Origin of the sequence: Nocardioides marmorisolisilvae, assembly GCF_031656915.1 — a bacterium.
GTDB lineage: Bacteria > Actinomycetota > Actinomycetes > Propionibacteriales > Nocardioidaceae > Marmoricola > Marmoricola terrisoli.
This window is the reverse complement of sequence record NZ_CP134227.1, coordinates 1517756-1530172: the sequence shown is the minus strand read 5'-3', so window position 1 is coordinate 1530172 and position 12417 is coordinate 1517756. Positions and strand designations below refer to the sequence as shown.

Here is a 12417-nt window from a genome sequence, read left to right as displayed (position 1 = left end):
AGTAGACCGACGCCGACCACGGCTGAGCGAAGGGCAACAGGTGGACGACCCGACCGCGGTGCTGGACCGGATGTGGGCGGTGGTCCCGGCAGGAGGCGCCGGCACCCGGCTCTGGCCGCTCTCCCGTGCAGGAGAGCCGAAGTTCCTGCTCGACCTGACCGGCGCCGGCCGGACCCTCCTGCAGCAGACGGTCGACCGGCTGGTGCCCCTGGTCGGCGGGCGGGTGATGGTGGTCACCGGCGCTCGACACGCCGACGCCGTACGGCGGCAGCTGCCGGAGCTGGGTGCCGAGGACGTGGTCGCCGAGCCGTCCCCCCGCGACTCGATGGCGGCGATCGGGCTGGCCGCCGCGATCCTCGAGCGACGCGAGCCCGAGGCGCTGCTCGGCTCGTTCGCCGCCGACCACGTGATCGGCGGCGCTGAGGCGTTCCGGGCGTGCGTCGCCGAGGCGGCGCTGGTCGCGGATACGGGGCGGATCGTCACCATCGGCATCGAGCCGACCCATGCCTCGACCGCGTTCGGCTACCTGCGCGTCGGCGCGCCGTTGCCGGGCTTCCGGACCGCTCGCGAGGTGGTGTCCTTCGTGGAGAAGCCCGATGCCGAGACCGCTCGGCGCTATCTGGCGGGCGGGGAGCACCGCTGGAACGGCGGCATGTTCGTGAGCCGGGCCGGCGTGCTGCTCGACGAGCTCGCCCGCGAGCACCCCGGCCTCGCCGACGGACTGCGCACGATCGCGGCCGAGCCCGAGAGGCTCGACGAGCTGTGGCCCGGGCTGACCCGGATCGCCATCGACCACGCGGTGGCCGAGCCGGCGGCGGCCCGCGGGATGGTGGCCACGGTGCCGGGGTCGTTCGGCTGGGACGACATCGGCGACTTCGCGTCGTTGGCTGGTCTGCTGCCCGAGGACGCGGGCCGCCGGGGGGTCAAGGTCCTCGGCCCCGCCGACCTCGTCCACGTCCGGGACAGCACCGGCGTGGTCGTCGCGCACGACCGACCGATCGTCGTGCTCGGTCTCGACGACGTCGTCGTGGTGGACGCCGGTGACGCGCTGTTGGTCACCGACCTCGCTCACGCGCAGGACGTCAAGGCCGCCGTCGAGCTGCTCAAGGACGCCGGCCGCGCCGACCTCACCTGAGGCTTGTTCAGTGGGGAGTCCTCGCCCGTTGAGTGGGGAGTTCTTGCCCGTTGAGTCAGGGCTCCTCGCCCGTTGAGTCAGGGCTCCTCGTTCGCTGCGACCGGGATCGAAAGCCGGCTGGTGGGGGACCCGGGCTCGATGACCCAGCCGTGGGCTCGGGCGACCAAGGCCGCGCGGGTGACGGCCGCGGGGTGGGCGGTGTCGACGACCAGGCCACTGTCGGTGGGGCCGACGTGGAGTCCGCAGCGCGCCAGCGCTGCCCCCACCTCGTGGGCGGTGGCCGGAGGACCGAAGGCACCGGGGTCGTCCCCGGCGACGGCGGCGACGACGGCCTCGCGGGCGCCGAGCGAGAAGAGGTCCTGCTCCCGCGGACGTACGACGGAACGCGCGCCCGGCCCGTCCTCGCCGGGGGGAAGGACCCGGTCGTCCAGTCCCCGTACTCGGACGAGCGGGCGTCCGGCCAGCTTGCCGCCGGCGAGCTCAGCGGCCGCGGCGATCTCGTCGGCGACTGCCGGCTCGGTCACCGCCAGGGGGTTCCCATAGGCGTCGACGCGACCGGCGAACGGCTCCAGGGGCGCGAGCCCCGCGACACCGATGGCAATGTCGGTCTGCCCCAGGCGCCAGGCCCGGCCGGAGGTATCGCTGATCACGACCGCGACGTTGCGGCCAGTGCTCTCGCGTAGCAGGGCGCGGATCGCGCGCGCGCTGCCGTCGGGATCCGCAGGCAGCAGCGCGACGGTCCCCGGCGCGACGTTGGAGTTGTCGATGCCCGCGGCAGCCATGACCAGACCCAGGCGGTTCTCAACGATGGTGACCGGTCCGCGACGGGCGACCACCCGCACCGTCTCGCCGGGCAGCGCGTCGTCTCGCGTGCCGTCGGTCAGCCGGCCCTCCGCCTTGCTCACCACCTTGCTGGTCACCACCACGACGTCGCCATCGCGCAGCTCGAGAGCCGTCGCGATCATCGCGGCGAGGTCGGCGCCCGGTCGGACCTCGCCGATCCCGTCCGGCGCGTCAAGCTCGATGCTCATCCGCGGGCGAGCTCGATCGCGGCCAGGGCCATGTCGGCAGTGGCGTCGTGGTCGGTCATCCACAGCGGTACGGCGCGGCAGCGGATGCCGCTGCCCTCCACCTCGGCGACGACGGCTGCGTCGGTGCTGTCGACCAGCCATCCGTCGAGGATCCCGTCATCGCTGCGTGCGCCGTAGTGCAGTGCGACCGCACCGGGAGTGCAGCGGACGCCGATCACCTCGAGGAGTTGGCGGGCCATGCCGCGGACGTGATCGGTGCCGATGATCCCGGACACTCCCACCACCGGCGCGTCGGTGCTCCTGATCACGTCCCGGATGCCCGGTACTGCCAGGATGGTGCCGACCGAGACGACCGGGTTGGACGGCGGCAGCAGCACCAGGTCGGCACTCTCGATCGCCTCGAGGACACCGGGGGCGGGCTTCGCGTCGGGCATCCCGATGGGGACGACGGCGTGTGCCGGCACCTCGGCGTGGTGTCGGATCCAGTACTCCTGGAAGTGCACCGCTCGACGCTCGCCGTCGACGGGATCATCGATCACGACGTGGGTCTCGACGCGATCGTCGGTCATCGGCAGCAGGCGTACGCCGGGCTGCCAGCGGACGCAGAGTGCCTCGGTCACCTGTGACAGCGAGTACCCCGCGGCGAGCATCTGCGTGCGCACCAGGTGGGCGGCCAGGTCGCGGTCGCCGAGGCCGAACCAGGTCGGCTCCACGCCGTACGCCGCGAGCTCGTCCTTGACCCGCCAGGTCTCGTCGATGCGTCCCCAACCGCGCTCGGTGTCGATGCCGCCACCGAGGGTGTACATGACGGTGTCCAGGTCGGGGCACACCTTGAGGCCGTGCAGCCAGATGTCGTCACCGGTGTTGGCGATCACGGTGACCTCGGTGGAAGACTGCGTGCGCTCGGCCAAACGGAGCAGTCCCTGCACGAAGCGGGCACCGCCGACACCGCCCGACAGGACCGTGACGCGGGCGGGCAACGGGACAGTGGGATCGGCCATGCGACAAGTCTCCCGTGCCGCCCGCTGCATAGCAGATGCGGGCTTGACTTTGTGGGACGACAGGCATGTAATCACACCAATGTGGTTCGTCACCTCGACGTCATTCCCCGCACCGAATGACGGCCACAGGGCAGCCAGCGGAATCGCCACACATGAGAAGGCACAACACATCGCGGCCCGTCAGGGTCGCAGGGTCGAAGGGACGAAGATTGTGCGAGAGCTCTATCTGCTCGAGGGTGACGGTGAGGACAGCGGTTGGCAGGAGCGCGCGTTGTGCGCCCAGACCGACCCGGAGGCGTTCTTCCCGGAGAAGGGCGGCTCGACGCGGGAGGCGAAGCGGGTCTGCCTGACCTGCGACGTGCGCGGCGACTGCCTGGAGTACGCGCTGCAGAACGACGAGCGCTTCGGCATCTGGGGCGGGCTGTCCGAGCGGGAGCGGCGCAAGCTCAAGAAGCGCGCCGTCTGACCCACGCGCGGGCGGCCCCGGCGGGCACCATCGGTGTCCCGCATGCGCTCGGTTCGGAGCCGGCCGGGTCACGCCGTTAGGGTGACCACTCGTGAAGGTCACCGCGTTGCTCGTCAGCCACAACGGCGAGCGATGGCTTCCGCAGGTGCTGGCCGCGCTGGATGCCTCGACCCTGCGGCCCGACCGTGTGGTGGCGGTCGACACCGGGTCCGACGACGGTTCGGTCGCGCTGGTCGAGTCCGCGCTGGGCAGCCCGGTGATCGGGCTCCCCGCCGACACGACGTACGCCGCCGCCGTGCGCGCGGGCCTGGCCGCGCTCCCGGCGCCGGATCCGGAGGACTGGATCTGGCTGCTGCACGACGACTCCGCACCGGGACAGCACTGCCTCGAGAGGCTGACCACGGCGGCACGAGTGGCGGCGCCCGAGGTCGCTGTCGTCGGGCCGAAGCTGCGTGAGTGGCCCTCGCTGAAGCGGCTGCTCGAGGTGGGCGTGACGATCTCCGGCACCGGCCGGCGCGAGACCGGTCTGGAGACGGGGGAGTACGACCAGGGCCAGCACGATGACGTGGGGCCGGTGCTCGCGGTCAACACCGCGGGCATGCTGGTGCGCCACCAGGTCCTCGCCGAGACCGGACTTGCCGACGAGCTGCCGTTGTTCGGCAACGACATCGACCTGGGCTGGCGGCTGGCCCGGCAGGGTCAGCAGGTCACTGTGTCGCCGGACGCGGTGATGTTCCACGTCGAGGCGGCCCACCGCGGGCGCCGCCGCGGGGTGCTCACCGAACGACCGCGCCGCGACGAGCGCGCGGCCGCCGTCTTCACCGTGCTCGCCAACGGATCGTCCAGGGCGCATCCCTATCGTCTGCTCCGACTGCTCGTAGCCGGGCTGTTGCGCTCGCTCGGCTTCCTTCTCGTCAGGGCGCCGGCGGAGGCCCGTGAGGAGCTGGCTGCCCTCGGCGTCGTCTACGGGCACCCCGGCCGCCTGCTCGCTGCTCGCAGGGCACGGCGTCGTGCGGCGACCGTGTCCGATCGGGACGTCCGGCCACTGCTGGCCCCGGTCTGGATGCCGTGGCGGCACGGGCTCGACTTCGGCATCGAGGTGCTCCGAGCGCTGGTGCACGTCGTCCGTGAGGCGCTCGGCCGGCGCCGCGGCGCGCAGCCGTCCTCCCGGCCACTGCTCACCAGGCTGGTGCGCAGTCCGTCGGTGTGGGCAGCAGTGTTCTTCTTCGTGGTCGCTCTGGTCGCGAGCCGGGACCTCCTGCACGGTGCTCCGTTGCACGGCGGCGCGCTCTGGGCCGTGCCCGATGGAGTGGGCCACTGGTGGCACACCTGGGTCGCCTCCTGGCACTGGCTCGGGCAGGGCAGCGCGGCCCCGGGGCCGCCGTACCTGCTGCCGCTCGCCGTCGCCGGCTCGGTCCTCTTCGGTCAGCCCGGACTCGTGGTGTGGCTGCTGTTCTGCCTCACCGTCCCGCTCACCCTGCTGGGGGCACTGCGCTTCCTGCGACGGGTGACCGTCGGCGGCTGGGCGCCGGTCTGGGGCGCGGCGGCGTACGCGTTGCTGCCGGTGCTGTCCGGTTCGGTCAGCCAGGGCAGGCTCGGCACCGTGGTGGGCGCGATGGTGCTGCCATGGGCCGCGACGGCGGCACTGGGTCTCGCGGATCCGAGCGCCGACCGGCGCGCCCGGGCCGTGTGGCGGACCGCCCTGCTCGTCGGGCTGCTGACTGCCTTCGCCCCGATCGTGCTGGGACCGGTCATCATCTTGGTCCTCCTCGCTCCGCGGATCGGCGTGCCGGCGCTGCGGTGGACCCAGCGCGCCGCGCTCGTCGTGCTGCCGCTGCTCCTGGTCGCGCCGGCGCTGCCGAACCTGTTCGCCGCGCCCGGCATCGCGTTCGTGGAGGCCGGCCGGGCTGCCTCGGTCCCGGTGCGTCCCGACCTGTGGCACCTCCTTGCGGGGAACAGCGGCGGACCGGGCGCCGCGCCGGCCTGGATCACCCTGGGCATCGCGTTCGCGGCCCTCGTCGCCCTGGTCCGCGTCGACACCAGGACCCGCGTGCTGCGGGCCTGGATCGTGGCCCTGCTCGGCGCGCTCTGTGTGCTCGTACTGGCGCGGGTGGAGATCAGCCTGCCGGGGATCCCGGAACCGTTCCGGGCATGGCCGGGATTCGCGATGCTTCTCGTCCTCGGCGCCCTGGTCACCGCTGCGGCCCTCGCGGCCGACGGCGCGCTCAGGGTGGTGGCCGGAGCCAGCTTCGGCTGGCGCCAGCCGGTTGCCGCGATCGCCCTGCTGGCCGCCGTGATGGCGCCCGTCGTGGGCACCGGATGGTGGCTGGCGCACGGCACCGAGGGACCGCTGCACCGCTCTGCGGGCGCCCGGGTGCCGGCCTACATGGTCGAGCTCGCGTCCGCCCGGCACGACAACGCCGCGATGGTCCTGCGCGGCGGCCCGGGCGCCGGTCGCCAGCGTGCGGTGAGCTACCAGGTGCTGCGTCCCGGGGTCGACTACCTCGGGGACGACGCGGTGTTGGCGATGACCGCGCCTGACTCCGCCGTGGCCAGGGCCGTGACCAACCTGGTCGGCGGCGGATCGGCCACCTCCGCCTCGGTCCTCGCCGCGAACGGCATCGCCTACGTCTTCGCGCCGGCGCCGGTGAGTCCCGCCGTCGCGGGTGCCCTGGACGCGTCGAGCGGCTTCGCCTCGGCGAGCGCGCCCAATCCGCATGCCCGGGCCTGGCGGGTGGTGCCGCACCAGAGCCTGACCGGCGTGGACTCCTCGGGCAGCCTGCTGCACCCGTGGCTGCTGGCCGTCGAGCTGCTCGCGCTGCTGGCCGGTGTGGTGCTGGCGATGCCCACGAGGAGGGCGTCATGATCCGCCGGGTGACCCGCACCCCGACCCGGCGCGGTCCGCGCAGGTCGACGACGCGGCCTCAGGGCACGCGCACTTCCGGGGTGGACCGTGGGCTGCTGCTCGTCCTGGGCGTGGTCGTGCTGACCGTGCTCGCGCTGCTCGGTGCCGGCACCGTCCCGCGCGCCACCGGTGAGCACGGGCCGACCAGCCGGACCGCCACGCTGGGCCGTGACCTCTCCTGCGCGGGAGGCCTGCCGGGCGCCGTCGCCCGCGTCGGCCACGTCGGCCCGGCATCGGGTGGCACCACCGTCGACGGCCGCCCCGCAACCCGCCGTGCGTTCGCCCTCGGCCGGCAGCCCAGCCGCGTCCACGTCTCCGCACGACAGGCCGCCCGGGGCTACGCCGTGCGATCGGCGTCGTCGGCACGCTGGCTGGCAGCAGGCGCCTGCCCGTCGCCCCGGCCCGACTGGTGGTTCGTCGGCGTCGGTGGGAGCACGAGCCACGACAGCGTGCTCACCCTGGACAACCCCCGGCCCGGCGCCGCGATCGTGGACGTCGACGTGCTGGGACCGGACGGCCCGGTCCGCTCACCGGGCCTGCACGGGCTGCGGATCGACAGTGGCCACGCCGTACGCCTGGACCTGAAGAAGGTCGCGCCGTCGGTGGGTGACCTCGCGGTCCACGTCAGCGCGTCGCGTGGCCTGGTCACCGCCTCCGCGGCCGAGGTGTGGTCGGCGAGCGTGATCGAGAAGCCGGCGAACGACTGGGTGACCGATCAGCCCGGCGCCAGCCGTTCGGCCACCCTGGTAGGTCTGGCGGCGAGCCCACGGCGCGCGACCGTCCTCATCGCCAACCCGGCCCAGAAGGAGGCCATCGTCCAGCTGGCGCTCGTCGGCCGCAACGGGACCTTCGCCCCGGCACGGGACGCCTCGGTGCGCGTCCCCCCGAGCACCGTGCTCCCGGTCGACCTCGGCGCGGTCGCCAGGTCCCGGCCGATGGCGGTGCGGTTGAGCAGCCAGGTGCCGGTCGCTGCCACTGTTCGGACCACCCGCGGCCTCGACGAGGCGTACGCCGGGAGCGCGCCACCGATCGGGGCCGGCGCTGTCGTCGGTCTGCCGGTCGGTGAACCCGCTCAGCTCGTGCTGGTCGGGGACGCGGCGACCGGCAAGGGCGCCGCCGCGCCGGTGACGGCCAAGGTCGTGGTGACCGGCTACGACGCCGCCGGCGGATCCGTCGGATCGCGGCGGGTGAACGTTCCGCCGCGTGGTGCTGCCACGATCCCCGTGTGGGCGCACGCGGTCGCGCTCCGGGTCACGACGGACCAGGGGCGCGTGACCGGGAACGTCCTGCTCGGCAAGCCCGGTGGCAACACCTTGGCGGTGATCCCGCTCAGCCCGACGTCCGCGGACACCCATGTCCCCACCGTCCGGCCCGGTTGGTGAGCCGACTTCGTCCCGGTCAGTCCTCGGCGTCGTAGTCCGGGTGGACCTCCTGGGGCCGCAGCCCGAGCACCTCGGCGACCTGCTCCACGAGCACCGTGAGAATCAGCGCCTCCAGCTCGACCGGACCCTGGGCGCGGTGCTCGATCGGCCGGCGCAGGAGCACGACCCGGGCGGGTGCGGAGCCGCTGGCCTCGACGTACGACGCCAGCGGGATGCTGTCCGGGCTCCAGTTCTCCGGAAGCAGCGGCACCTCCTCGACGCCGAGCTGCACCATGCCGAGCTCCTCGGGGAAGCGGCCCCAGAGGTCCTGCATCGCCGAGACCGCGATCGCGTCGAAGCGTTGGGCACGGGTGCGCTTCGCGGGGACGCCGTCCGGTGCCGGGTCCGACGGCCCCGAGGGAAGCCCGAACGCCGGCCCGCGGAGGCCGCGACCGCGGCGGTCACGGGTCTGGCGGCTCATGCCGCGAGCCTAGTCGGCATGGCGGCGCTGTCGCGGTAGCGTCTGCTTCGTGACCGTGCCCGTCAACTCGTTGCGCCGATGCTCGCGCACGGCCTGCGGTCGTGCGGCGGTCACCACCCTGACCTACGTGTACGCCGACCAGACCGCCGTGCTCGGCCCGCTCGCCACCTTCGCCGAGCCGCACGCCTACGACCTCTGCGACGTGCACAGCGAGCGACTCAGCGCCCCCCGTGGCTGGGAGGTGGTCCGCCTCGCCCATGATGACCCCCAGGGTCCCTCCGGCGACGACCTGCTCGCCCTCGCCGACGCCGTGCGCGAAGCGGCCCAGCCGCGACCGACGCCGCAGGCAGCGGCCGACGAGCCCGGTCGGGAGGTGGCCCGCAAGGGTCACCTGCGGATGCTCAGCTACGACGAGTGACACCGCACCAACGGCTCTGACCCACGGACCACTAGGGTCGACCGCATGGTGACCACCGACCTGGACAACCTGACGGCGATCTTCAAGGCGTACGACGTCCGCGGCGTCGTTCCGGACCAGCTCGACCCGACCCTCGCCGACCGGGTCGGCAACGCGTTCGTCGTGGTGACCGGTGCTGACACGGTCGTCATCGGTCATGACATGCGCGCCTCCTCACCGGATCTGGCGACGGCGTTCGCCCAGGGAGCGGCCCGGGCCGGAGCCGACGTGGTGCTGATCGGACTGTGCTCGACCGACGAGCTCTACTTCGCCTCGGGCCACCTCGCTCACCCGGGCGCCATGTTCACCGCGAGCCACAACCCGGCCCGTTACAACGGCATCAAGATGTGCCGGGCGGGCGCCCAGCCGATCGGTGCCGAGTCCGGACTCGTCGAGATCCGCGACCGGGTGGCCGGGGGCGAGGACCAGGTGGCCGACCGACCCGGGACGGTCAGCGAGCAGGACGTCCTGGCCGACTACGCGTCGTACCTCCTCGAGCTCGCACCGGTCAGCGGTCGCCGACTCAAGGTCGCCGTGGACGCCGGCAACGGGATGGCCGGACTGACCGCGCCCGAGGTGCTCGGTCGGATCGAGGCCGACGTGGTCCCGATGTACTACGAGCTCGACGGCAGCTTCCCCCACCACGAGGCCAACCCCATCGAGGCCGCGAACCTCGTCGACCTCCAGGCCAAGGTGCGCGAGGTGGACGCGGACGTCGGCCTGGCCTTCGACGGCGACGCGGACCGGTGCTTCCTCGTCGACGAGCGCGGCGAGCTGGTGAGCCCCAGCGTCCTCACCGCCCTGATCGCCGCACGCGAGCTGCGCAAGGAGCCCGGCGCGGTCGTCATCCACAACCTGATCACGTCGCGGGGGGTGCCCGAGATCGTGGCTGAGCTGGGCGGCCGGCCCGTGCGCACCCGGGTCGGCCACTCGTTCATCAAGGCGACCATGGCAGAGACCGACGCCATCTTCGGCGGCGAGCACTCCGGGCACTTCTACTTCCGCGACTTCTGGCGGGCCGACTCCGGCATGCTCGCCGCGCTGCACGCGCTGGCAGCCCTCGCCGAGACCGACCAGCCGCTCTCGGAGGTGTTGGCGCCGTACCACCGCCACGTCGCCAGTGGGGAGATCAACTCCGAGGTCGCCGACCAGTCCGCGGTGCTCGAGGAGCTCGAGCGCGGCTGGGCTGGGCGAGACGGCGTCGAGGTCGACCACCTCGACGGCCTGAGCGTGCTGCACCCCGACTGGTGGTTCAATGTGCGTGCGTCCAACACCGAGCCGCTGCTGCGCCTCAACGCGGAGGGCAAGGACGCGGCAACGATGGAGCGCGTGCGCGACGAGGTGCTCGCCACGATCAGGGCAGAGGACTGACCATGAATCTCGACGAACAACTGCTCGAGCTGATCGTCTGTCCGGCCTGTCGGCAGGCGTTGGCCGTCGACGAGGCCCACGACGAGCTGGTGTGCACCGGCTGCGGGCTGGCCTACCCGGTGCGCAACGACATCCCGGTGCTGCTGGTCGACGAGGCCCGCAAGCCCGACTGACCCGGCGCGGGGACATGAGCTTCGACGACGGACGGCTTGACGACGAGGTCGTGCTCGACCGCTTCGACCAGGTCCTGCGCAGGCATGCGGAGGCAGGCGCGCGGGTGCGCCGGGAGAGCGTCAGCACCGAGGGATCCGTGCGGGACGCGGTCATGCAGCTCGCGGGCACCCGTCCCCGCGCGGTCGTCGCCGCCGGCCCGGACTCCCGGCTGTTGCGCGCGGTGCTCGAGCCGGTCTGTCCGGTGCCCTTCCTCGCCTGGCCCGGGCCCGGCCTCCCTGGCTGGTCCGGGAGCCTCGACCTCGTCGTGGTGCTCGCACCGCGCGGCAACGACGTCGCCACTGCCCGGGTGGTCGCCGAGGCGGTACGCCGCGGCTGCCCGCTGGTGGTGGCCTGTCCAGCGGACTCCCTGGTGGCCGGGCATGCCGCGGGTCGCTACTCGACGGTGCTGCCCACCACCACAGGTGACCAGCTGGCCACCGCCGTGGTGATGCTGGACCTGCTCGACCGGCTCGGCCTCGCACCAGCCACCGAGCCGGAGCGGGTCGCCACCGCGCTCGACGACGTCGCGGTCGCCTGTGCTCCGCGCCAGGACCTCGCGGTGAACCCCGCGAAGATCCTCGCGATCGGGATCGCCGACGCCAACCCACTGCTGTGGGGCGGCACGGTGCTGGCCGCTCGCGCCGCACGACGGATCGCGGAGTCCGTCCGACGAGTCACCGGCCGGACCGCGCTCGCGGCCGATGCCGAGCACCTCCTGCCGGTGATCAGGGCTGCCGTGCCGCGCGATGTCTTCGCCGACCCGGTCACCGACTCCGGTGTGGACGCCCGACCCGCGCTGGTCGTGCTCGAGGACGGTCTGGCCGACCCGGCGATCGCCGAGACCAGGGACGAGCTCGTCGAAGCCGCTCGCGGCAACGACGTCCGCGTCGAGACGGTCGCCACCAGCGCCGAGGGCGAGGTGTGCCGCTACGCCGCGCTGCTGGCCACCGGCACCTATGCCGCGACCTACCTGCAGATCGGCGAGGTCTGATGTCGACCGAGGGTGGAACCCGCGCGGTGGTCGCCGCGCTCAGTGCGAATCTCGGCATCGCGGTGCTGAAGTTCGCGGCGTTCGCGCTGACGGCGTCGTCGTCGATGCTCGCCGAGGCCATCCACTCGGTCGCGGACTCGGGCAACCAGGTCCTCCTGCTCCTCGGCGGCCGCGCGTCGAAGCGGGTCGCCACGCCCGAGCACCCTTTCGGCTACGGCCGCGAGCGCTACATCTACGCCTTCGTAGTGTCGATCGTGCTGTTCAGCGTCGGCGGGCTGTTCGCGCTCTACGAGGCCTGGCACAAGGCCCACGAGGTCGCTGGGCACCCGCACGATCTCGGCCAGCTCGACGGACGCTGGTGGTGGGTGCCCCTGGTCGTCCTCATCGGCGCGATCGTGATGGAGGGTCTCTCGCTCCGGACGGCGGTCGCCGAGGCCGACCGGCTGCGCGGCGAAGCGAGCTGGACCGAGTTCGTCCGGCGCGCGAAGGCTCCGGAGCTGCCGGTGGTCCTGCTCGAGGATGCGGCAGCGCTCCTCGGCCTCACTTTCGCCCTGTTCGGCGTCGGCCTGTCCCTGCTGACCCGGAGCCCGGTGTTCGACGTGATCGGCACCGCGCTGATCGGGCTCCTGCTCGTCGCGGTCGCCGTCGTCCTCGCCGTCGAGACCCGCAGCCTGCTCATCGGTGAGGCCGCCGCCCCGAGCGTGCAGGACCGGATCCACGCCGCCGTCCTGGGCACGGACGGTGTCGACGGCGTCATCCATATGCGCACGCTGCACCTGGGTCCGGAGGAGCTGCTCGTCGGGATCAAAGTGGCCGTCGCAGCGACCGACGCAGCCGCCGAGGTGGCTGCCACCATCGACCGGGCCGAGGCCGCCGTACGCGCCGCGGAGCCCAGCGCACGGGTGATCTACGTCGAGCCCGACATCCTCCGACCGTGTGACTAGGATGGGCCTCGCGCCTTTCGCACGAGATCGTGGCCAGACGCCTGGGTGGGATGCCTCATCC

Annotated in this window: 12 protein-coding genes; 9 read left to right on the top strand and 3 right to left on the bottom strand. The window is 73.0% G+C overall.

Annotated elements, in window-relative coordinates; genetic code table 11:
* Window positions 1-40: 40 nt before the first annotated feature.
* Entirely contained in the window at window positions 41-1135 is a 1095-nt protein-coding gene (locus tag Q9R13_RS07310) for a mannose-1-phosphate guanylyltransferase (RefSeq protein ID WP_310964413.1), read from the top strand.
* 77 nt (window positions 1136-1212) lie between these two features.
* Here Q9R13_RS07310 and cofE read toward each other — a convergent pair whose 3' ends face one another.
* Both cofE and cofD read right to left on the bottom strand, forming a co-directional pair.
* Complete coding sequence (cofE, locus tag Q9R13_RS07305) at window positions 1213-2166, bottom strand: coenzyme F420-0:L-glutamate ligase (RefSeq protein WP_310964411.1); 954 nt, start codon at window positions 2164-2166, stop codon at window positions 1213-1215.
* Window positions 2163-3167: a 2-phospho-L-lactate transferase gene (gene cofD / locus Q9R13_RS07300; RefSeq protein ID WP_310964410.1), complete on the bottom strand. Its 1005-nt coding sequence runs from the start codon at window positions 3165-3167 to the stop codon at window positions 2163-2165. Before cofD ends, cofE begins: the two co-directional genes overlap by 4 nt.
* Before the next feature lie 211 nt (window positions 3168-3378).
* Here cofD and Q9R13_RS07295 point away from each other — a divergent pair, with 211 nt between their 5' ends.
* From Q9R13_RS07295 to Q9R13_RS07285, 3 genes are all read left to right on the top strand, one after another.
* Window positions 3379-3633: a WhiB family transcriptional regulator gene (locus Q9R13_RS07295; RefSeq protein WP_310964409.1), complete on the top strand. Its 255-nt coding sequence runs from the start codon at window positions 3379-3381 to the stop codon at window positions 3631-3633.
* A gap of 91 nt (window positions 3634-3724) precedes the next feature.
* Complete coding sequence (locus Q9R13_RS07290) at window positions 3725-6499, top strand: glycosyltransferase (protein WP_310964408.1); 2775 nt, start codon at window positions 3725-3727, stop codon at window positions 6497-6499.
* Entirely contained in the window at window positions 6496-7920 is a 1425-nt protein-coding gene (locus Q9R13_RS07285) for a DUF5719 family protein (RefSeq protein WP_310964407.1), read from the top strand. Before Q9R13_RS07290 ends, Q9R13_RS07285 begins: the two co-directional genes overlap by 4 nt.
* A gap of 16 nt (window positions 7921-7936) precedes the next feature.
* On the opposite strand, the gene Q9R13_RS07280 is transcribed toward Q9R13_RS07285, so the two are convergent.
* A complete protein-coding gene (locus tag Q9R13_RS07280) occupies window positions 7937-8380 on the bottom strand; it encodes a metallopeptidase family protein (RefSeq protein WP_310964406.1) in 444 nt (147 codons plus the stop codon).
* Window positions 8381-8435: 55 nt separating this feature from the next.
* Here Q9R13_RS07280 and Q9R13_RS07275 point away from each other — a divergent pair, with 55 nt between their 5' ends.
* Genes Q9R13_RS07275 through Q9R13_RS07255 form a run of 5 tightly spaced genes read left to right on the top strand, consistent with a single transcriptional unit; the run spans window position 8436 to window position 12356 of the window.
* Entirely contained in the window at window positions 8436-8798 is a 363-nt protein-coding gene (locus tag Q9R13_RS07275; protein ID WP_397219406.1) for a DUF3499 domain-containing protein, read from the top strand.
* Between the two features lie 45 nt (window positions 8799-8843).
* Window positions 8844-10208: a phosphomannomutase/phosphoglucomutase gene (locus Q9R13_RS07270; protein WP_310964404.1), complete on the top strand. Its 1365-nt coding sequence runs from the start codon at window positions 8844-8846 to the stop codon at window positions 10206-10208.
* 2 nt (window positions 10209-10210) lie between these two features.
* Window positions 10211-10381: a Trm112 family protein gene (locus tag Q9R13_RS07265; RefSeq protein WP_310964403.1), complete on the top strand. Its 171-nt coding sequence runs from the start codon at window positions 10211-10213 to the stop codon at window positions 10379-10381.
* A gap of 14 nt (window positions 10382-10395) precedes the next feature.
* Complete coding sequence (locus Q9R13_RS07260; protein ID WP_310964402.1) at window positions 10396-11412, top strand: SIS domain-containing protein; 1017 nt, start codon at window positions 10396-10398, stop codon at window positions 11410-11412.
* Window positions 11412-12356 (top strand): cation diffusion facilitator family transporter, encoded by a 945-nt coding sequence (locus Q9R13_RS07255; RefSeq protein ID WP_310964401.1) that lies wholly within the window; start codon window positions 11412-11414, stop codon window positions 12354-12356. The genes Q9R13_RS07260 and Q9R13_RS07255 overlap by 1 nt, the downstream gene beginning before the upstream one ends.
* Window positions 12357-12417 lie beyond the last annotated feature (61 nt).

Excerpts from the sequence above, each read along its gene's own strand:
- Q9R13_RS07270 (WP_310964404.1), top strand. The coding sequence starts at position 8,844 with ATGGTGACCACCGACCTGGACAACCTGACGGCGATCTTCAAGGCGTAC.
- Q9R13_RS07260 (WP_310964402.1), top strand. The coding sequence starts at position 10,396 with ATGAGCTTCGACGACGGACGGCTTGACGACGAGGTCGTGCTCGACCGC.
- cofD (WP_310964410.1), bottom strand. The coding sequence starts at position 3,167 with ATGGCCGATCCCACTGTCCCGTTGCCCGCCCGCGTCACGGTCCTGTCG.
- cofE (WP_310964411.1), bottom strand. The coding sequence starts at position 2,166 with ATGAGCATCGAGCTTGACGCGCCGGACGGGATCGGCGAGGTCCGACCG.
- Q9R13_RS07265 (WP_310964403.1), top strand. The coding sequence starts at position 10,211 with ATGAATCTCGACGAACAACTGCTCGAGCTGATCGTCTGTCCGGCCTGT.
- Q9R13_RS07255 (WP_310964401.1), top strand. The coding sequence starts at position 11,412 with ATGTCGACCGAGGGTGGAACCCGCGCGGTGGTCGCCGCGCTCAGTGCG.
- Q9R13_RS07280 (WP_310964406.1), bottom strand. The coding sequence starts at position 8,380 with ATGAGCCGCCAGACCCGTGACCGCCGCGGTCGCGGCCTCCGCGGGCCG.
- Q9R13_RS07285 (WP_310964407.1), top strand. The coding sequence starts at position 6,496 with ATGATCCGCCGGGTGACCCGCACCCCGACCCGGCGCGGTCCGCGCAGG.